At 64.3% G+C, this 18,216-nt stretch carries 18 protein-coding genes; 14 read left to right on the top strand and 4 right to left on the bottom strand.

Features of this window, described 5'->3' with window-relative positions; genetic code table 11:
• Positions 1–83: 83 nt before the first annotated feature.
• The 9 genes from hflX to AC0V2Y_RS05350 all read left to right on the top strand — a co-directional run bounded on the left by hflX (position 84) and on the right by AC0V2Y_RS05350 (position 8,662).
• Entirely contained in the window at positions 84–1,304 is a 1,221-nt protein-coding gene (gene hflX, locus AC0V2Y_RS05390; protein WP_475415464.1) for a GTPase HflX, read from the top strand.
• A gap of 2 nt (positions 1,305–1,306) precedes the next feature.
• On the top strand, positions 1,307–2,602 hold the full coding sequence (gene hflK / locus AC0V2Y_RS05385; RefSeq protein ID WP_475415463.1) for an FtsH protease activity modulator HflK: 1,296 nt from the start codon (positions 1,307–1,309) through the stop codon (positions 2,600–2,602).
• A complete protein-coding gene (hflC, locus tag AC0V2Y_RS05380) occupies positions 2,602–3,489 on the top strand; it encodes a protease modulator HflC (protein ID WP_475415462.1) in 888 nt (295 codons plus the stop codon). Before hflK ends, hflC begins: the two co-directional genes overlap by 1 nt.
• 271 nt (positions 3,490–3,760) lie before the next feature.
• The gene (locus AC0V2Y_RS05375) at positions 3,761–4,933 is read left to right on the top strand and encodes an ATP phosphoribosyltransferase regulatory subunit (RefSeq protein WP_475415461.1); all 1,173 of its coding nucleotides are present in this window, start codon (positions 3,761–3,763) and stop codon (positions 4,931–4,933) included.
• A gap of 3 nt (positions 4,934–4,936) precedes the next feature.
• Positions 4,937–6,250, top strand: a complete 1,314-nt coding sequence (locus AC0V2Y_RS05370) for an adenylosuccinate synthase (RefSeq protein ID WP_034752021.1) — start codon at positions 4,937–4,939, stop codon at positions 6,248–6,250.
• A gap of 66 nt (positions 6,251–6,316) precedes the next feature.
• Complete coding sequence (locus AC0V2Y_RS05365) at positions 6,317–6,862, top strand: phosphoribosyltransferase (protein ID WP_034752020.1); 546 nt, start codon at positions 6,317–6,319, stop codon at positions 6,860–6,862.
• 65 nt (positions 6,863–6,927) lie between these two features.
• Positions 6,928–7,437, top strand: a complete 510-nt coding sequence (locus AC0V2Y_RS05360; protein WP_475415460.1) for a GNAT family N-acetyltransferase — start codon at positions 6,928–6,930, stop codon at positions 7,435–7,437.
• The gene (locus AC0V2Y_RS05355) at positions 7,434–8,360 is read left to right on the top strand and encodes a WD40 repeat domain-containing protein (protein WP_475415459.1); all 927 of its coding nucleotides are present in this window, start codon (positions 7,434–7,436) and stop codon (positions 8,358–8,360) included. The genes AC0V2Y_RS05360 and AC0V2Y_RS05355 overlap by 4 nt, the downstream gene beginning before the upstream one ends.
• Entirely contained in the window at positions 8,357–8,662 is a 306-nt protein-coding gene (locus AC0V2Y_RS05350) for an NIPSNAP family protein (protein ID WP_475415458.1), read from the top strand. Before AC0V2Y_RS05355 ends, AC0V2Y_RS05350 begins: the two co-directional genes overlap by 4 nt.
• A 200-nt stretch (positions 8,663–8,862) precedes the next feature.
• Here the strand turns inward: AC0V2Y_RS05350 and AC0V2Y_RS05345 are convergent, their stop codons facing one another.
• The 3 genes from AC0V2Y_RS05345 to AC0V2Y_RS05335 form a co-directional block, all read right to left on the bottom strand.
• Complete coding sequence (locus AC0V2Y_RS05345; protein ID WP_475415457.1) at positions 8,863–10,290, bottom strand: Dyp-type peroxidase; 1,428 nt, start codon at positions 10,288–10,290, stop codon at positions 8,863–8,865.
• 76 nt (positions 10,291–10,366) lie between these two features.
• Positions 10,367–10,825 carry a hypothetical protein gene (locus AC0V2Y_RS05340; RefSeq protein ID WP_475415456.1) on the bottom strand — a complete coding sequence of 153 codons (459 nt, stop codon included), beginning with the start codon at positions 10,823–10,825 and terminating at the stop codon, positions 10,367–10,369.
• Positions 10,826–11,101: 276 nt separating this feature from the next.
• Positions 11,102–12,163 (bottom strand): AI-2E family transporter, encoded by a 1,062-nt coding sequence (locus AC0V2Y_RS05335; RefSeq protein WP_475415455.1) that lies wholly within the window; start codon positions 12,161–12,163, stop codon positions 11,102–11,104.
• Positions 12,164–12,356: 193 nt separating this feature from the next.
• Here AC0V2Y_RS05335 and AC0V2Y_RS05330 point away from each other — a divergent pair, with 193 nt between their 5' ends.
• Positions 12,357–12,983 (top strand): flavin reductase family protein, encoded by a 627-nt coding sequence (locus AC0V2Y_RS05330; RefSeq protein WP_475415454.1) that lies wholly within the window; start codon positions 12,357–12,359, stop codon positions 12,981–12,983.
• An 8-nt stretch (positions 12,984–12,991) separates the two neighbouring features.
• Here AC0V2Y_RS05330 and AC0V2Y_RS05325 read toward each other — a convergent pair whose 3' ends face one another.
• Positions 12,992–13,804: a FadR/GntR family transcriptional regulator gene (locus AC0V2Y_RS05325; protein ID WP_475415453.1), complete on the bottom strand. Its 813-nt coding sequence runs from the start codon at positions 13,802–13,804 to the stop codon at positions 12,992–12,994.
• Between the two features lie 190 nt (positions 13,805–13,994).
• On the opposite strand from AC0V2Y_RS05325, the gene AC0V2Y_RS05320 reads away from it, so the two are divergent.
• Genes AC0V2Y_RS05320 through otnC form a run of 4 tightly spaced genes read left to right on the top strand, consistent with a single transcriptional unit; the run spans position 13,995 to position 18,201 of the window.
• The gene (locus tag AC0V2Y_RS05320; RefSeq protein ID WP_475415452.1) at positions 13,995–15,323 is read left to right on the top strand and encodes an MFS transporter; all 1,329 of its coding nucleotides are present in this window, start codon (positions 13,995–13,997) and stop codon (positions 15,321–15,323) included.
• Positions 15,324–15,337: 14 nt separating this feature from the next.
• The gene (ltnD, locus tag AC0V2Y_RS05315) at positions 15,338–16,237 is read left to right on the top strand and encodes an L-threonate dehydrogenase (RefSeq protein ID WP_475418105.1); all 900 of its coding nucleotides are present in this window, start codon (positions 15,338–15,340) and stop codon (positions 16,235–16,237) included.
• 21 nt (positions 16,238–16,258) lie between these two features.
• Positions 16,259–17,560: a 3-oxo-tetronate kinase gene (gene otnK, locus AC0V2Y_RS05310; RefSeq protein WP_475415630.1), complete on the top strand. Its 1,302-nt coding sequence runs from the start codon at positions 16,259–16,261 to the stop codon at positions 17,558–17,560.
• The gene (otnC, locus tag AC0V2Y_RS05305; protein WP_475415451.1) at positions 17,557–18,201 is read left to right on the top strand and encodes a 3-oxo-tetronate 4-phosphate decarboxylase; all 645 of its coding nucleotides are present in this window, start codon (positions 17,557–17,559) and stop codon (positions 18,199–18,201) included. The genes otnK and otnC overlap by 4 nt, the downstream gene beginning before the upstream one ends.
• The last annotated feature ends 15 nt before the right edge of the window (positions 18,202–18,216 follow it).

Raw genomic sequence — 18,216 nt, 5'->3', positions numbered from 1 at the left:
CCCTCCATCGCCCCCGTCCGCGCCAGCGGCGCTGATGCGTTTGCATCGGCGTCGGCGTCCGCCGCAACTCATCTGATGCCATCATGCGCGCGGCACTAGTCGGGGTTGACTTCGGTCACAGCGACTTCGCCGCCAGCATGGAGGAACTCATGCTGTTGTCGCGTTCGGCTGGCGCGGACCCGATTTCCACCATCACGGCCAAGCGTTCCAGTCCCGATTCCGCGTATTTCGTCGGCAGCGGCAAGGCCGATGAAATTGGCGACGCCGTCGTCAACGATGGCCTGGAAATCGTCATCTTCAATCACGCCCTGTCACCTGCCCAGCAGCGCAATCTGGAAAAGCGCCTGAATGTGCGCGTGCTCGACCGTACCAGCCTGATCCTCGATATCTTCGCGCAGCGCGCCAAGAGCCACGAGGGCAAGCTGCAAGTCGAACTGGCCCAGCTGCAACATCTGGCCACGCGCCTGATCCGCGGCTGGACCCACCTGGAACGGCAAAAGGGCGGTATCGGCTTGCGCGGTCCCGGCGAGACGCAGCTCGAGACCGACCGCCGGCTGATCGGCGAGCGCGTCAAGTCCTTGCGCGCGCGCCTGGAAAAGCTGCACAAGCAGCGCGAAACGCAGCGCCGCGCGCGCGGCCGCAATCACACATTCTCCGTGTCCCTCGTCGGCTATACCAATGCCGGCAAGTCGACCCTGTTCAATGCCGTGACCAAGGCCGGCGTGTACGTCGCCGACCAGCTGTTCGCCACCCTCGACACCACCTCGCGCCGGGTTTACCTGGGTCAGGAAGTGGGCAACGTGGTGATCTCCGACACGGTCGGCTTCGTGCGCGAATTGCCGCACCAGCTGGTGGCCGCTTTCCGCGCCACGCTCGAAGAAACCATCCATGCCGATCTGCTGCTGCACGTCGTCGACGCCGCGTCGCCGGTGCGCATGGAGCAGATCGAGCAGGTCAACCTGGTCTTGAAAGAGATCGGCGCCGATCATATTCCGCAAATCCTCGTGTGGAACAAGATCGATGCGGCCGGGCTGGAGCCTTCGGTGGAGCGCGACGAATATGCTACGATCAGTCGCGTGTTCGTCAGTGCGCAGAAGGGCAGCGGGCTCGACCTGCTGCGCGATGCGATCGTCGAGATGGCCAGGAAGGCGCCCCGTTCGGCCCACCTGTACCAGAACGATGAAGCACAGGAAGATCAGTTTGACGGTCAGTACGACCAGCACGATGGCGCCGCCCCGGACCAGGACGAAGAGCCTGGCGAGGACGATAGGATTTCCACCCACTCCCAAGTCGGAACACGATAGTTATGCTTGTCTCCCTACTCAAAAAAACAGGCTTGAAGTTGTCCCTGAACGATCCCCGCTGGGGCAATCGCAAGGACGACGGCAAGAAAGCCCAAGAAGGCAAAAAGCCCGGCGAAGGTCCGCCGGACCTCGATCAGCTGTGGCGCGATTTCAATCAGCGCCTGAACGCCTTTTTCGGACAGAAGAACCGTCCCGACAACGGCGGCAATAACAACGGTGGCGGCGGTGGCCCGCGCCCCGACATGAAGGGCGCCGGCATCACCGCCGGCGTCGTTGGCGTGATCGCCGTCTTCATCTGGCTCGCCAGCGGCGCCTTCATCGTGCAGGAGGGTCAGAGCGGCGTCGTGCTGACGTTCGGCAAGTTCACGCGCACCGCGCCGGCCGGTTTCAACTGGCGCTGGCCGTACCCGTTCCAGACCGACGAAACCGTCAACGTCTCGCAGGTGCGCACCGTGGAAGTGGGTTACCGCACTTCATTGCGCAACAAGCAGGCCAGCGAGTCGCTGATGCTGACGGACGATGAAAACATCATCGACATCCAGTTCGCGGTGCAGTACACCTTGAAAGACCCGGGCGAGTGGCTGTTCAACGTGCGCGACCAGGAAGATACCCTGCGCCAGGTCGCCGAGACGGCGATCCGCGAAGTGGTCGGCCGCAGCAAGATGGATTTCGTGCTGTACGAAGGACGCGAGAAGGTCGCCTTTGAAACGCAGCAGCTGATGCAGCAGATTCTCGACCGCTACAAGGTCGGCGTCTTCATCAACAACGTGACGATGCAGGCCGTGCAGCCGCCGGAGCAGGTGCAAGCCGCCTTCGACGATGCCGTCAAGGCCGGCCAGGACCGCGAGCGCCAGAAGAATGAAGGCCAGGCTTATGCCAATGACGTCATTCCTAAGGCCCGTGGTGCCGCATTCCGCCTGATCCAGGAAGCCGAGGCTTATCGTTCCATGGTGACCGAGAATGCCGAAGGTAATGCGTCGCGCTTCAAGCAGGTGCTGGTCGAGTACCAGAAGGCACCGGCCGTCACGCGCGACCGCATGTATCTGGAAACGATGCAGCAGGTGTTCAGCAGTGCCAGCAAGGTCATGGTCGACGCCAAGACGGGCAGCAATCTGCTGTATCTGCCGCTCGACAAGTTGATCGCCCAGCAGGCGGCGTCGGACGCTTCGGCCGCGGCAGCGCGCGCTGCGGCGGCCGCACCCGCAGCCAACACCGTAATGCCACAGGAAGCCATGCAGACAGTAGAAGTCAATTCGCGTCGCGACAGCCGCTCTTCGCGTGAACGGGAGAGCCGCTAATGAACCGTATCGTAGCCGCCCTGATCGCGGGCTTTATCGCGATCATGCTCTTGTCCTCGACCGTGTTCGTCGTCGATCAGCGTAAATACGCCATCGTCTTCGCCCTTGGTGAAGTCAAGGACGTCATCAGCGAACCTGGCTTGTACTTCAAGCTGCCGCCGCCGTTCCAGAACGTGATGTACCTGGACAAGCGTGTGCTGACCATCGACACGCCGGAACCGGAGCGCTTCATCACGGCCGAGAAGAAGAACATCCTCGTCGACGCTTTCGTCAAATGGCGCATCTCCGATCCGAAACTGTATTTCCGCAGTTTCGGCGGCGATGAAAGCCGTGCCCGCAACCGCATGTCGCAAATCGTCAAGGCGGCGCTGAACGATGAAATCACCAAGCGCACCGTGCGCGAAGTGATCTCGGGCCAGCGCGGCAAGGTGATGGAAGCGATCCTGGCGAAGGTCTCGGCCGAAGCCAAGTCCATCGGCGTGGGCATCGTCGACGTGCGGCTGAAACGCGTCGACTACGTCGAGCAGATCAACAACTCCGTGTACGACCGCATGAAATCCGAGCGCGTGCGCGTGGCCAACGAGCTGCGTTCGACCGGATCGGCCGATTCCGAGAAGATCCGCGCCGACGCCGACAAGCAGCGCACGGTGATCCTGGCCGAAGCGTACCGCGAAGCCGAGAAGATCCGCGGCGAGGGTGATGCCAAGGCGTCGCAGGTGTATGCCGAAGCGTTTGGCAAGAATCCGGAGTTCTACAAGTTCTACCGCAGCCTGGAAGCCTACCGCGCCACCTTCAAAGACAAGGGCGACGTGATGGTGGTCGATCCGAGCTCGGAATTCTTCAAGTACTTCAAGGGTAACGGCACGGCCGCTCCGTCCAAGAAGTAAGACAGCATCGACACTGCGCCCGGCCGCAAGGACGGGTGGCAGCAGCAGCGGGGCCGGCATCGATGCCGGCCCCGTTTTTTTGTGCCCGCCACGCTGTTGCGGGAAGGCGTAAAATGCGGTGTTTTTAGGGCTGTGCGGCAGCGATTCGGAGAACTTATCCCTAAAGGCCCGTGTTTTCGCGTAAAATATCAGGTTCGGCCTCTTGCCTGGCGCGCCCGCCGCTGCCTCGCATGATGCATTTTTTCAACTTTCTTCCGTATCTCGCTCCCTCATGCCGAATTGGCTTTTGCCCGAAAATATTGCCGATGTTCTGCCGTCGGAAGCGCGCAAGATCGAAGAGCTGCGCCGCCTCATGCTGGATAATTTCCGTCTGTACGGATATGAACTGGTGATGCCGCCGCTGCTCGAGTATCTGGAATCGCTGATGACCGGCGCTGGCAAGGATACCGACCTGCGCACGTTCAAACTGGTCGACCAGCTGTCGGGCCGCATGCTCGGCCTGCGCGCCGACATGACGACGCAAGTGGCGCGCATCGACGCCCACCTGCTCAACCGTGCCACCGTCACCCGCCTGTGCTACGCCGGCAGCGTGCTGCATACCCGTCCGTCGGGCCTGCACGCCACCCGCGAACCGCTGCAGATCGGCGCCGAAATCTATGGCCATGCTGGCCTGGAAGCGGATGCCGAGATCCAGGAACTGGCGCTCGCCTCGCTGGCACTGGCCGGGTTCGACGCGGTCCGCCTGGATTTGTCGCACGTGGGCCTGTTGCGCGCTATCATTGCGCAAGACGCCGCCGCCGGGCGCGATGAAGCTGCGCTGTACACCTTGCTGCGCGCGAAAGATGCACCGGGCCTGCGCGCCCTGACCGCATCCTACGATGCCGTGACGCGCGACGCGCTGCTGGCCTTGCCGAACCTGTACGGCGACATCGACGTGCTGGCGCGTGCGCGCGAAGTGCTGCCGCCGCTGCCGGGCGTGCTCAAGGCGCTGGCCGAACTGGCCGCGCTGGCCGCGACTGTGGAAACTAAGGCCCTGGGCCGCGCCGAAGTGGCGATCGACCTGGCCGACCTGCGCGGCTACCAATATGAAAGCGGCGCGATGTTTGCGCTGTATGTACCAGGCTTGCCGAACGCGGTTGCGCGCGGCGGCCGTTATGACCACGTCGGCGAAGCGTTCGGCCGGGCACGTCCCGCGACCGGCTTCTCGCTCGATTTGCGCGAACTGGCGCGCCTGTTGCCGACCGCGGAACGGAAGCATTCGATCCGCGCGCCGTGGGGCAGCGCGCCAGAATTGAAGGAAAAAATCGCCGAGTTGCGCAAGGCGGGCGAGGTCGTGATCCAGAGTATGCCGGGTCACAGTAATGAACAAGACGAGTTCGAGTGCGATCGCGTGCTGGTACTTGCCGATAATGGTAGTAGCTGGATTCTTAAAAACTTAGGTTGAGTGATGTCAAAGAAAATTATGGCAAAGAACGTTGTTGTCATCGGCACCCAATGGGGCGATGAAGGTAAAGGCAAGATCGTCGATTGGTTGACCGATCACGCCCAAGGCGTGGTGCGCTTCCAGGGCGGCCACAATGCAGGCCACACGCTGGTCATCGGCGGCGTCAAAACCGCACTGCAGCTGATCCCGTCGGGCATTATGCGTCCAGGCGTCGCCTGCTACATCGGTAACGGCGTAGTCGTTTCCGTGCCGGACGTGCTGCGCGAAATCGACAAGCTCGAAGCCGTCGGCGTCGAAGTCGCCTCGCGCCTGAAAGTATCGGACGCTGCGCCCGTGATCCTGCCTTACCACACCGCGATCGACCTGGCCCGCGAAGCCAAGCGTGGCGATGCGAAGATCGGCACCACCGGCAAGGGCATCGGCCCGGCCTACGAAGACAAGGTGGCGCGCCGCGCGATCCGTATCGCCGACCTGCTCAACGAGAAGCGCTTTGCCGAAAAGCTGGCCGAAAACCTCGATTACCACAACTTCGTGCTGGAAAACTACCTGAAGGCGCCGAAAGTCGACTATCAGAAGACCCTCGACGACGCGCTGGCCTATGTGCCGCGTCTGCGTCCGATGGTCACCGACGTGTCGAGCGCGCTGTACAAGGCGCACAAGGCCGGCGCCAACCTGCTGTTCGAAGGCGCGCAGGGTTCCTTGCTCGACGTCGACCACGGCACCTATCCGTTCGTCACCTCGTCGAACTGCGTGGCCGGCAATGCCGCCGCCGGTTCCGGCGTGGGCCCAGGCATGCTGCACTACATCATGGGCATCACCAAGGCCTACACGACGCGCGTCGGTTCCGGCCCGTTCCCTTCGGAACTGCCAACGGATGCGGGCGTCGGCCACCACCTGGCGCAAGTCGGCCATGAATTCGGCACCGTGACGGGCCGTGCCCGCCGCTGCGGCTGGTTTGACGCCGCCTTGCTGCGCCGCTCCGTGCAGATCAACGGCGTGACGGGCATGTGCCTGACCAAGCTGGACGTGCTCGACGGTATCGAAACGCTGAAACTGTGCACCGGCTACACCATCGACGGCGTGGCCACGGACATCTTCCCATCGGGCGCTGAAGAAGCCGCCCGTTGCGTGCCCGTGTACGAAGAGATGCCGGGCTGGACGGAAAGCACGGTCGGCGCGAAATCGCTGGCGGCCCTGCCTGCCACGGCGCGCGCCTACATCAAGCGCATCGAAGAACTGGTCGGCGTACCGGTGGACATGGTTTCGACCGGTCCGGATCGTGAAGAAACGATCGTGCTGCGCCACCCATTCGAGTAAGCTGCTGGACACAATCCGCCGCAAGGCGGATTTTTTTAATCACGCTAATAATAAGATTCCACTATCATGACTACCCCACAATCGAACGATCAACATCTCTGGGTCAACTGGGAAGAGTACCACCGCCTGATCGAGCGCCTGGCGCTCAAGGTCTACGAATCGGGCTGGAAATTCGACCAGGTATTGTGCCTGGCGCGCGGCGGCGTGCGTCCTGGCGACGTGTTCTCGCGCATTTTTGATTTGCCGCTGGCCATCCTGTCGACCAGCTCCTACCGCGAAGACGCGGGCACGGTGCGCGGCGACCTCGATATCGCCAAGTACATGACCATGACCAAGGGCCCGCTGGCCGGCCGCATCCTGCTGGTCGACGACCTGGCCGATTCCGGCGTCACGCTGGACAAGGTCACGCGTCACCTGAAGGAAAACTTCCCAGACGTGACCGAAGTCAAATCGGCCGTGATCTGGCTGAAGGGCTGCTCCGTCGTGCGTCCCGACTACTTCCTCGACGAACTGCCGCACAATCCGTGGATCCATCAGCCGTTCGAAGACTACGACGGCCTGCGTCCGCACCAGCTGGCGGCGTGGATCAAGAAGGGCGAAGCAGGCAAGTAATTGCGTGCGCGCTTGCAAAAAAAAGACGATCGTGTATCGTCTTTTTTTTCGTCCAAGGAAATGCGATGACCATACTGACGACGGCGCGCCTGCGCCTGGAACCGATCAACGAGAGCCACTACGAGCGCATGCGCACGCTCAACACCGATCCCGAGGTGATGACCTACCTGAACGCGGGCCAGCCCGAGACGGAAGAAAATACACGCGCGGCTGTCAAGCGCATCACGGGCCGCTGGATCGAATGGGGCTATTCGTGGTGGGCGCTGATCCGCCTCGATGACGGCGAGATGGTGGGCATGGCCTGCCTGCAGCACCTTGATGGCGACAAAGACAAGCCGCATGAAATCGGCTGGCGGTTGGCGCGCACGGGCTGGGGCCAGGGCTATGCCAGCGAAGCGGCGGCCGCCATCGTCGCGCATGCGTTCAACGTCGTCGGCGCGCCCGAAGTGGCGGCCGTGGCCCATCCCGACAACGCGGCCTCGATCAAGGTCATGACCCGCATGGGCATGCGGTACGTCGGCATCGAACGCCATTACGATATCGACAGCGTGGTGTACCGCCTGGCGCGCCCATGACGGCAACGCGCAAGCCCCTGAAGCTGGGCTGCAGCTACGCCGTGCGGTTTTCGCCCGATGGCACGCGTCTGGCGGTGCTGGGGCGCGACCTGGTCCTGTGGGACGTGGCGGCACGCCAGAAACTGTGGCGTGGCAAATTCATCGCGCACATGTCGGGCATGGCCTTCTCGCCCGACGGCGGCCGCCTGGCCATCAAGAGCACGACGGGCCAGCTGGCCGTGGTGGAGGCGGCATCGGGGCAACTGCTGCTGAACTTCCAGAACAGGAAGGATGGCGAAGGCTGCGATCCCGCGTGGTCGCCGTGCGGCCGGTATCTTGCCGACGGCGGCTGGGATGGCCGCCTGCGGATGCGCGACGCACAGACGGGCGATGTGCTCTTCACCCAGGAGTACCCTGGCGAGATGCTGCGGGGGCTCTGCGCCATCGATGGCGGGCGGCGTTTGCTGCTCCAGCACGGGGTCAAATCGGTGGACGAGGGGCAGGTGCAGCCGCCCGACTACTGCAGCGTGTGGGACTGGCCCCTGCGGGCGGGCGGCGGGCGCGTGACGCTGTCGCTGCCAGGACTGAAGTCGTGCGCGCCGTCGCCGGACGGGGCGTCCCTGGCCGTGCTGCATCACGCGGGCGGCGAGGAGTTCCTGTCGGTATATGCGCTGGCCGATGGCCGCCTGCTGGCCTCGGTGCCGGTGGAGGCGGGCGGCGGCACGGGCGACGCCTTGCGCTGGCTGCCCGACGGCAGCGCGCTGGGACGCATCGGCAAGGGCAAGTTGCTGTTGTATGGCTGGCCGGGCCTCGGCGTGCTGACACAACACGCTTTTACGTATCCCTGCGCGCTGGATTTTCTACCTGACTCGCCACTGGCCGCCATCGGCTCCTGGGAATCCGGCATGCTGATGGAGTTGAACGTTCACAAGGAAACCGCATGATCACCTGTTATTTGCGCTACATCATCGACCCGTATAAATTGCGGGAATTCGAAGCCTACGGCAAGCTGTGGATACCGCTGGTCGAGCGCTTCGGCGGCCAGCATCACGGCTACTTCTTGCCGTCGGAAGGGGCCAGCAACGTGGCCCTGGCCATGTTCTCGTTCCCCAGCCTGGCCTTGTACGAGCAGTACCGCAGCGATTCGATGCAGGATGCCGAATGCCAGGCCGCCTTCCGCTACGCCGAGGAGACGCGTTGCATCGTCAGCTATGAGCGCAGTTTTTTCCGGCCCGTGTTTGACTGAAAAGATGCCGTCGCGCTGCGGCGTGCGCTGGGGGGAAGAAGTGGTCCCCGGCGGCATGACGTTCTCTTACAGGCGATGAGCACCTTTTGCCGGATCTCCTGCGCAAGGTTGGCAACACGCGCGTGCAGCAACGCTAGTGCCATGGCCGGATCGATGCAAGCGGTACGGGCCGTTCCCGCTTGCATCTGAGGCTCGCCCGCCTAGCCGAGGCTCGCCAGGTAGCGCAATCCCGTGATGCTGGGGAAGAAGCAATACACGCCGCCCCGCGTGATGACGCTGCGCGAGAAATGCTGCAGTTTGGTATTGCCGCTGCCCTTGGGGCCTACCCCGGGCAAGGTAAAGGAACTGACGGCAGGGTCGTTGATGCCCAGGAACACGTCCTGGCCGCTGATGTTGAGCGTGGCATTGCCCGCCTCGGGACCGGCCGGACCGACTGCCGATTTGACGAAGGTATCGTCATCGTTCCATTGCTTCATCAGGAATTCGAACTGATTGCGCAGGCTGGCATTGATGAAATAGCCGACCAGGCCGCGCTGCTGCGCGATGGGTGCGGCCGGATCATATTCGCTACCGTAGGGCATGGCGCGCCGCACGATGCGGTGGTGACGGGCGGAGGCGCCCACGACGGCTTCGTCGCGCGGATTGTTGCGCCGGATATGCGCGCCGATCGGGCATTTCAGGCCCAGCGTGTCGTCCAGTTCCGGCTGTTCATCGACATAGTGAAAGCGGTTCAGGCTGGCGTCCGGCAGCACGGGGCCCGCCTCGTCCGGTCTGAGCACGAGCGGATTGCCGTTGCGCCAGCGCCCGCACATCTTGGCGGCCACCATTTCGGTGCTGAGCCCGGAACTGGCCGCGCCCTGGCTCAGGATGCTGTCGAACAGAGCCACGTCCTGCTCCAGGATGCGGAAGGCGGCATAGCTGCCGTTGGTGGACAGCTGCGGCGGCTGCACCTGGTAGGTGCCGCCATTTTCATTCTGATAGCCGAGCAGGAACTCCCCCGTCTTGACGTTGTTGAGCGGGTCGGGGTCATGTTCGCGCTTGCGCTGCGGGGCGCCATCGACGTCGGGCTGGGCGATGCTGTCGCGGTAGCCGAAATGCACGCGGTTGTCTAGCAGGGCCATGCCGTCGTGCGCATACAGTTCACGCCAGCCGGCGGCAAAGGCGCGGCGTAGTGTGGCCGAGGTCGCCTGCAGCACTTCCGTCGATTCGCTGACCCATAGGCTCAGCAGCGCATGCACCTGGCCAGCCTCGGTGGCCGGTCCCAGGTTGCCGAGCCAGTGTTCGGGGGCGCTGGCGCCCACGTCGCCCACGGCAGTGACGCTGGCCGGATCGGCCGCGCCCCGCTGGAATGCCTGGTCAAAGGTGGCCAGGTCGGTCGCAGCGACTCCCAGCGCAGACAGGCCGGGAGCGGTAAAGCTGAGGTTCAGGAAGCAGGGCGGCTTGGGATGGATATGGCGCGCTGTGGTTATCGACGGCAGTCCGTCGCTGCCGTCGAGCAGGGCCGCGATGGTGCGCCGCGCCTGCGCCGCATCCGTGATGCTGAGGATGAAATGGCGCGCCAGGTTGACGCGGTAGCCGCGCAGGATCGTGCCTTGCACGTCGTCGTAATCGATGGTGGGATCGGCCATGCTGTCTCTCCGGGGGCTGGGGTCGTGACTGGCAGGGTGGCGGGGCCGCTTGCGCAGCCCCGGCGTGGTGTTCGGTTCAGACCGAGGCGAGGATTTTCTGGACGGTCTGCGGATAGGCGCTGTACAGGCCTTTATTGGGCACGTGCTGCGCGGCGTCGTTGGCGGTGATGAAGGCTTCAAATGCGGCCACATGGTTGGCAACGGGCATCAGCGCCTTGCCGCCCACGACAAACTGCAGCAATGCGTCGAATACCTCGCCCAGCCGGGCCACGAAATCTTCGATGTAGTCATTGAAGCTGCCGTCATACTCGGTGATCACGCCGATGATCAGGCTATTGGATGTGCCCGCCGAGCTAATGTTGGGCAGCAGATTGGGCTGGGAGCGGTCCAGCAGGGTGAAGCGGGCAAAGTGCACGGTGCCGATCTCGGTGAGGGCGGCATTGATCTTCGCCTGGAATTCCACCAATGTTGCGGCGATGGCGGTCGGATTGGTGCCGGGTAGTACCGGCATCATTAAGCACAGTGGATTTGCCATGAGAAGCTCCTCATTACGTGGTTGTCGGGAGGGCCGACACTACGCCGCGGCGCGCACTGCGTCAAAAACTATATTTTCGGATTTGTTGTTAAATCCACACTATTGCAACATGATAGTCGATATGAAATCCGGTCTCATGTGGATAGTCGCCGGGGCTGGCCGGCACCGGCGCACGCTCTGCCGCCAGGCTGTTCCTGCCTGTTGCGGGAAGCGCAAGCGGCGCCGCTGGCAGCGCCGGGTTCTGGAGGGTTTATTTCTGCAGGACGGGACTGCGCCTCAATCCTCGGCCTGGAATTCGCTGGCCGAGACGAACAGGTCCCACGAGGCGATGAACAGGGCCGCCACCACGGGGCCGATGACAAAGCCGTTCAGGCCAAACAGGGCCATGCCGCCCACGGTCGACAGCAGCACCACGTAGTCGGGCATCTTGGTGTCCTTGCCCACTAAAATGGGACGCAGCACGTTGTCGACCAGGCCGATGACGAAGACGCCGAAGGCGGCCAGGCCTGCGCCCTGCCAGATGGCGCCCGTGGCCAGGAAGTAGACGGCCACGGGTGCCCAGACGAGGGCGGCGCCGACGGCCGGCAGCAGCGACAGGAAGGCCATCAGCACTGCCCACAGCAGGGGGGCGGGAACGTCCAGGAACCAGAACGCCAGGCCGCCGAGGGCGCCCTGGGCGATCGCCACGAGGATGTTGCCCTTCACCGTGGCGCGGATCACCGTGGTGAAATTGGTGAACAGGCGCTGCTTGTACTTGCGGCTCAGCGGCACGGCGGCCTTGATGCGGACCGACAGGGCCGAGCCATCGCGCATGAGGAAAAACAGCAGGTACAGCATGATGCACAGGCTGGTAAGGAATTCGAAGGTGTACAGGCCCACATTGATGGCTTTGACGGCCACCACCTGGCTTACCTGCGTGGCGCCCTCGGCCAGCTTGTCCTGCAGGCTGGCCAGGCTGGTCAGGTTGAAACGGTCGAGCAAATTGATCAGCCATTGCGGCAGCACCGCCATGATTTTATTGAAGAACATGGCGACCGTGATTTCGCCCGAACGCACCATTTCCACGACGCTGGCCGCCTGGTTTACGAGCGATACGGAAATGAGCGACAGCGGCAGGATCACGATGACGATGATCAGCAGCAAGGTCAGCAGCGACGCCAGGCCGGCGCGGCCACGGGTTTTGACCAGCAGCCAGCGGTACACGGGCGCGAACAGGATCGCCAGGATGACGCCCCAGAAGATGGCGCCCGCATACGGCGCCAGTATCCAGCCGAAGCCGATGGTGACGATGCTCAAGAGGAGCAGGAACACTTTCTGGTGCAGCGTGAGGGTAGGCATGGGCGGTAACGGAATGATAAGGGTTGAGTTGGCCCATCATAAGCGAGGCGTGGTGCAGCGCGCCATACAATTGTCGCGCTGCGTGCGCGAGCGCACCTGGCGCGCCGGCGGGCTGGCAACGCGGCGGCGGCAATTCCAGTAAGCTGTCGTTCCCGGTGCCCGATTCCCGGCGCCCCTCACTTCAGGAATCCGCATGGCCGATCCCATCCATTTTTATGAGCCTGCGCAGGGCCATGGCCTGCCGCACGATCCCTTTAATGCCATCGTGGGGCCGCGTCCGATCGGCTGGATCGCCACGCGCGGCAGCGCGGGCGTGCTGAACCTGGCGCCGTACAGCTTTTTCAACGCCTTCAATTACACGCCGCCGCTGATCGGTTTTTCCAGCATCGGCCGCAAGGATACCTTGCGCAATATCGAACAGACGGGCGAATTCGTCTGGAACCTGGCCACGCGTCCGCTGGCCGGGGCCATGAACGCCAGCTGCGCGCCGGCGCCGCCCGAGGTCGATGAATTTGCGCTGGCCGGCCTGACGCCGGCCGCCTCGCGCATCGTGGATGTGCCGCGCGTGGCCGAAAGCCCCGTCTCCTTCGAATGCCGGCGCACGCAGATCATCGAACTGCAAGGACTCAATGGGGATGGCGTCGGCAGCTGGCTGGTGCTGGGGGAAGTGGTGGGCGTGCACATCGCGCGCCATCTGTTGACCGATGGCGTGTACGACACGGCGGCCGCCGCGCCGATATTGCGCGGCGGCGGTCCGGCCGATTACTTTGAAATCACTCCAGACAGCCTGTTCCGCATGCGCCGGCCCAGCTATCCCTGAAGCAGACCTTATTTCTGCATGATGGGATCGCGCCCCAGCGTGCGCGCCAGCGCGCCGCCGTCGCCGCGCCAGAATTCGCGGTCGGCCAGGCGCACGCGCTCGGCCGCGTGCTGCATGTGCTCCATGGCCGCCTGGCGCGCCCGCTGCGGGTCGCCGTCGGCGATCGCCTGCACGATCTTTTCATGTTCGCGCCGCACTTCGATGGAAAAGTCCGTGCGCCGCGCTTCATTCGCGCGCGTGACCTTCACGGCCGAGCGGATCGGGTCGGCGAACATGGCGACGAATTTCGGCCAATAGGGGTTGCCCGTCGCTTCGGCGATGCTCAGGTGCAGGCGCACGTCTTCTTCCACGCCATCGACGCCGGCCGCCACGGCTTCCTCGATGCGGCGCAGCGCGTGCTCGATGTCGGCCAGCTGGCCCGGCGTGCGCCGCACGGCCGCCAGCGCGGCGATTTCCGCTTCCAGTCCCTGGCGCACCTCGATCAGGTTCAGCAGCGATTGCACGGACTGCTCCGTCAGCTCGTCGCCCCGTTCGCCCGTCTTCGCGCCGTCCTGCGCGCACACGAACGTGCCGCTGCCCTTGCGCGTGGCGACGATGCCGTCGGCCTGCAGCAGGGCGATGGCTTCGCGCAGCACCGTGCGGCTGACGCCGAAGTGGCTGGCCATGGCTTGTTCTGACGGCAAACGCGTGCCGCCGGCCAGGCCATCGTGGTGAATCTGCTGGCGCAGCCGTGCCGCCACCCGCGCACCCAGGGTGCCGGTGGTGAAACTGCCCGCGGCGGGCTCCGGCGGGGGAAGGGTAAAGCTGAACGTGCGGTCCATCGGGGACATCCTTGTGCTAGCGGTTTTTTATGCGGGCTTGCCTGCTTGCCATTATATGGAATATACAGCTTGACACACATAAAACACACACATAATATACATCCATACAAATTTTAGACAAGTTGCCAGCCACCTCCGGTGGACCATAAAAACCCGGCACGGTCGATCCCCCAGCGATCAGGAGACAAGCATGGACGTAACACAAGCATTGCCCGGGCAGCCGGCCGGCGCCGCCGCAGGCCAGAAAACCATCGACGACGCCGTCTACCGCAAGGTGACCTGGCGCATCATCCCTTTCCTCATGCTGTGCTACATCGTCGCTTACCTCGACCGTGTGAACGTGGGCTTCGCCAAGCTGCAAATGCTGGCCGACCTGCAGTTTTCCGAAACCGTGTACGGCCTGGGCGCGGGCGTGTTCTTCCTCGGCTACTTCCTGTTCGAAGTGCCCAGCAACGTGATGCTGCACAAGATCGGCGCGCGCGTGTGGATCGCCCGCATCATGATCACCTGGGCCATCATCTCGGGCGCCTTCATGTTCGTCACCACGCCGACCCAGTTCTACGTCATGCGCTTCCTGCTCGGCATCGCCGAGGCGGGCTTCTTCCCCGGCATCATTCTCTATTTGACCTACTGGTACCCGTCCGAGCGCCGCGCGCGCATGGTGTGCACCTTCATGGCCGCCATTCCCGTGGCGGGCCTGATCGGCGGCCCCCTGTCGGGCTGGATCATGGAAACCTTCGCCGGCTGGCACGGCTATGCGGGCTGGCAGTGGATGTTCGTGCTCGAAGCGATTCCCGCAGCGCTGATGGGCGTGGCCGTGCTGCTGTACCTGGACAACAGCATCCGCGCCGCGAAGTGGCTGACGGAAGACGAAAAAGTCATCCTCGAGCAGCGTATCGCCACGGAAGCCCAGGGCAAGGTATCGCACCCGTCGATCCGCGCCATGTTCGCCGACCCGCGCATCTGGGTCATGGCCCTGATTTATTTCTGCTGCGTGATGGGCCAGTATTCGCTGACCTTCTGGCTGCCCAGCCTGATCAAGGCGGCCGGCGTGACGGGCGTGCTCAATATCGGCCTGTTCACGGCGATTCCGTACTCGGTGGCCGTGGCGTCGATGATCCTGCTGGGCCGCAGCTCGGACAAATACCGCGAACGCCGCTGGCACATGGCCATCCCGCTGGTGGTCGGCGCCGCCGCCATCGTCTGCAGCGCGCTGGCCGGCGCTCACAACACGGGCTGGGCCATCTTCTTCCTGACGATCGCCGCCGGCGGCATCCTGGCCGCTTCGCCCATGTTCTGGAGCCTGCCGACGGCTTTCCTCGGCGGCGTCTCGGCCGCCGCGGGCATCGCCGCCATCAATTCGGTGGGCAACCTGGCCGGCTTCGCGGCGCCGTACATGATCGGTTCGATCAAGGACCTGACGCAATCGACCGACATCGCCATCTACCTGCTGGCCGGCATCCTGGTGATCGGCGCGCTCATCATCATGCGGGTGCCGGCCAAGCTGGTGAACAAATAAGACTGGAGTAGCAGATGAACGTGGAAATGAAAAAAGTGGGCGTGATCGGCCTGGGCGCCATGGGCATGGGCATCGCGCAATCGTTGCTGCGCGCGGGCTTTGAAGTACATGCCTGCGACGTGCGCCCGGAAACCGTGCAAACGCTGGTCGACAAGGGCGCCCATGCGGCGCAATCGCCGGCCGCGCTGGCGGCGCAGGTGCAGGCCTTGCTGATCGTCGTCGTCAATGCGCAGCAGACGGAAGCCGTGCTGTTTGGCGAGCATGGCGCGGCCAGCGCCCTGGCGCCGGGCAGCGTCATCATCGCCTGCGCCACCGTGGCGCCCGAGTTTGCCGAAGCGCTCGGTGCGCGCCTGGCGGCCATGGGACTGCGCTTCATCGACGCGCCCATTTCCGGCGGCGCGGCCAAGGCGCAAGCCGGCGAGATGTCCGTGATGGCGGCCGGTGCGCCCGAGGCGTTCGACGCCTGCGCCGGCATTTTCGACGCCATCAGTGCAAAGCTGTACCGCCTGGGCGAACAGCCGGGGCAGGGCTCGAAAGTCAAGATGATCAACCAGCTGCTGGCCGGCGTGCACATCGCCGCCGCCGCCGAAGCGATGGCGCTGGGCTTGCGCGCCGGCTGCGACGCCGATGCCTTGTACGAAGTCATTTCAAACAGCGCCGGCAGTTCCTGGATGTTCCAGAACCGGGTGCCGCACATTTTGAAGGGCGACTACACGCCGTTATCAAGCGTGAACATTTTCGTCAAAGACCTCGGCATCGTGCTCGATTATGCGAAAAAGAGCGTCTTTCCACTGCCCCTGTCGGCCACGGCGCACCAGATGTTCATGCAGGCGTCGGCCGCTGGCTTTGGCGGCGAGGACGATGCTGCCGTGATTAAAACTTTCCCCGGTATCGATCTGCCGGCGCAAGCGTAACTGAATCAAAAAGGAACCATGATGACCGTATTACTGGGATGTATCGCCGACGATTTCACGGGCGGCACCGACCTGGCCGGCATGCTGGTCAAGGCGGGCATGCGCACGGTGCAGCTGATCGGCGTGCCGCAAGGTCCGCCGCCGGCCGATGTCGATGCCGTCGTCATCGCGCTCAAGTCGCGCACGAATGCGCCGGAAGAGGCGGTGGCCGAATCGCTGGCCGCGCTGGCCTGGCTGCAGCAAGCCGGATGCCGCCAGTTCTACTTCAAGTACTGCTCCACGTTCGACTCCACGCCGCGCGGCAATATCGGCCCCGTGGCCGAAGCGCTGATGCGGGCGCTGGACACGGACTTCACGATCGCCTGCCCGGCGTTTCCCGCGAATGGCCGCACCATCTACAAGGGCAACCTCTTCGTCGGCGACGTGCCGCTGGCCGAGTCGGGCATGCGCGACCATCCCCTGACGCCGATGACGGATTCGAATCTGGTGCGCGTGCTGCAGCAGCAGGTGCAGGCCAAGGTGGGCCTGGCCGATTACAGTGTGGTGGAGAAGGGCGCGGCCGCCATCGCCCAGCGCTTCACGGACTTGCGCGGCCAGGGCTGCCATTTCGCCGTCGTCGATGCCGTCTCGAACCGCGACCTGGAAGCCATTGGCGCCGCTTGCGCGGACTTGAAACTGATCACGGGCGGTTCCGGCATCGCGCTGGGCCTGCCGCAGAACTTCCGCCAGCGGGGCCAGTTGTCGCCATCGCATGCCGGACAGGCGGGGCGCTTGCCGCCGGCGTCCGGATTGCGCGCCGTGATTTCGGGCAGCTGCTCCGTGGCCACGCAGCAGCAGGTGGCGCACCTGCGCGAGCGCGCACCGTCATTCCACGTCGACCCTTTGCAACTGGCCGCGGGCGGCGAGGTGGTCGATGCCGTCGTGGCGCAGGCGCTGGCCTGGGCGAATCAGCACCTGGCGCAAGGCCCCATTTTGATCTATGCCACGGCCACGCCGGACGCCGTGCGCGCCGTGCAGGCGCAGCTGGGCGTGGAGCGTGCCGGCGCCCTCGTCGAGGAAACCCTGGCCGCCATCGCGCAGGGCCTGGTGCGCCTCGGCGTGGGCCAGCTGATCGTCGCCGGCGGCGAAACCTCGGGCGCCGTGGTGAAAGCGCTGGGCGTGGCGGGCTTGCGCATCGGCCCCGAAATCGACCCCGGCGTGCCGTGGACGCAAGCCTTGGCCGCGCCGGGTGACGAAGGCAGGGCGCCTTTGGCGCTGGCGCTCAAGTCCGGCAATTTCGGCACCGTGGATTTCTTCAGCAAGGCCTGGCAGGTGCTGGCATGAGCGCCACCGAATCGCGCCAGCGCGAGCTGATCGTCGACTTCGGCAAGTCGCTGTTCGAACGGGGCTTGACGGCCGGCAGCAGCGGCAACCTGAGCGTGCGCCTGTCCGACGGCTGGCTGCTGACGCCGACGAACGCCAGCCTGGGCCGGCTCGATCCCGCGCAGCTGTCCAAGCTCGATTGGAACGGCAAGCTGATCAGCGGGGCGCCGCCGTCCAAGGAGGCGTTCCTGCACCGCGCCATGTACGCAGAGCGGAGCAGCGCGGGCGCCATCGTGCATCTGCATTCGACCCATTCGGCCGCCGTGTCATGCATGTGCGGCTTGAACCATGACGACTGCATCCCGCCGCTGACACCATACTTTGTGATGAAGGTGGGGCGCTTGCCCCTGGTGCCGTATCACCGTCCGGGCGACCCGGCGCTGGCCGGCGCGATCGGCGCCATGGCGCGCAAGCACTCGGCCGTGCTGCTGGCCAATCACGGTCCCGTCGTGTCGGGTTCCAGCCTGGAAGCGGCCGTGTATGCGGCCGAGGAACTGGAAGAGACGGCAAAGCTGTTCCTGCTGCTGCGCGACGTGCCCACGCGCCCGCTCGATGCGGCGCAGATCGCGGACCTGAAGCAGACATTCAAACTCGAACTATAGAATTCAAGGAGACAC

Source organism: Janthinobacterium sp. BHSEK, from assembly GCF_056174685.1.
This window is presented reverse-complemented; position numbering and strand designations above follow the sequence as displayed.

Excerpts from the sequence above, each read along its gene's own strand:
- hflX (WP_475415464.1), top strand. The coding sequence starts at position 84 with ATGCGCGCGGCACTAGTCGGGGTTGACTTCGGTCACAGCGACTTCGCC.
- hflK (WP_475415463.1), top strand. The coding sequence starts at position 1,307 with ATGCTTGTCTCCCTACTCAAAAAAACAGGCTTGAAGTTGTCCCTGAAC.
- hflC (WP_475415462.1), top strand. The coding sequence starts at position 2,602 with ATGAACCGTATCGTAGCCGCCCTGATCGCGGGCTTTATCGCGATCATG.
- AC0V2Y_RS05375 (WP_475415461.1), top strand. The coding sequence starts at position 3,761 with ATGCCGAATTGGCTTTTGCCCGAAAATATTGCCGATGTTCTGCCGTCG.
- AC0V2Y_RS05370 (WP_034752021.1), top strand. The coding sequence starts at position 4,937 with ATGTCAAAGAAAATTATGGCAAAGAACGTTGTTGTCATCGGCACCCAA.
- AC0V2Y_RS05365 (WP_034752020.1), top strand. The coding sequence starts at position 6,317 with ATGACTACCCCACAATCGAACGATCAACATCTCTGGGTCAACTGGGAA.
- AC0V2Y_RS05360 (WP_475415460.1), top strand. The coding sequence starts at position 6,928 with ATGACCATACTGACGACGGCGCGCCTGCGCCTGGAACCGATCAACGAG.
- AC0V2Y_RS05355 (WP_475415459.1), top strand. The coding sequence starts at position 7,434 with ATGACGGCAACGCGCAAGCCCCTGAAGCTGGGCTGCAGCTACGCCGTG.
- AC0V2Y_RS05350 (WP_475415458.1), top strand. The coding sequence starts at position 8,357 with ATGATCACCTGTTATTTGCGCTACATCATCGACCCGTATAAATTGCGG.
- AC0V2Y_RS05345 (WP_475415457.1), bottom strand. The coding sequence starts at position 10,290 with ATGGCCGATCCCACCATCGATTACGACGACGTGCAAGGCACGATCCTG.
- AC0V2Y_RS05340 (WP_475415456.1), bottom strand. The coding sequence starts at position 10,825 with ATGGCAAATCCACTGTGCTTAATGATGCCGGTACTACCCGGCACCAAT.
- AC0V2Y_RS05335 (WP_475415455.1), bottom strand. The coding sequence starts at position 12,163 with ATGCCTACCCTCACGCTGCACCAGAAAGTGTTCCTGCTCCTCTTGAGC.
- AC0V2Y_RS05330 (WP_475415454.1), top strand. The coding sequence starts at position 12,357 with ATGGCCGATCCCATCCATTTTTATGAGCCTGCGCAGGGCCATGGCCTG.
- AC0V2Y_RS05325 (WP_475415453.1), bottom strand. The coding sequence starts at position 13,804 with ATGGACCGCACGTTCAGCTTTACCCTTCCCCCGCCGGAGCCCGCCGCG.
- AC0V2Y_RS05320 (WP_475415452.1), top strand. The coding sequence starts at position 13,995 with ATGGACGTAACACAAGCATTGCCCGGGCAGCCGGCCGGCGCCGCCGCA.
- ltnD (WP_475418105.1), top strand. The coding sequence starts at position 15,338 with ATGAACGTGGAAATGAAAAAAGTGGGCGTGATCGGCCTGGGCGCCATG.
- otnK (WP_475415630.1), top strand. The coding sequence starts at position 16,259 with ATGACCGTATTACTGGGATGTATCGCCGACGATTTCACGGGCGGCACC.
- otnC (WP_475415451.1), top strand. The coding sequence starts at position 17,557 with ATGAGCGCCACCGAATCGCGCCAGCGCGAGCTGATCGTCGACTTCGGC.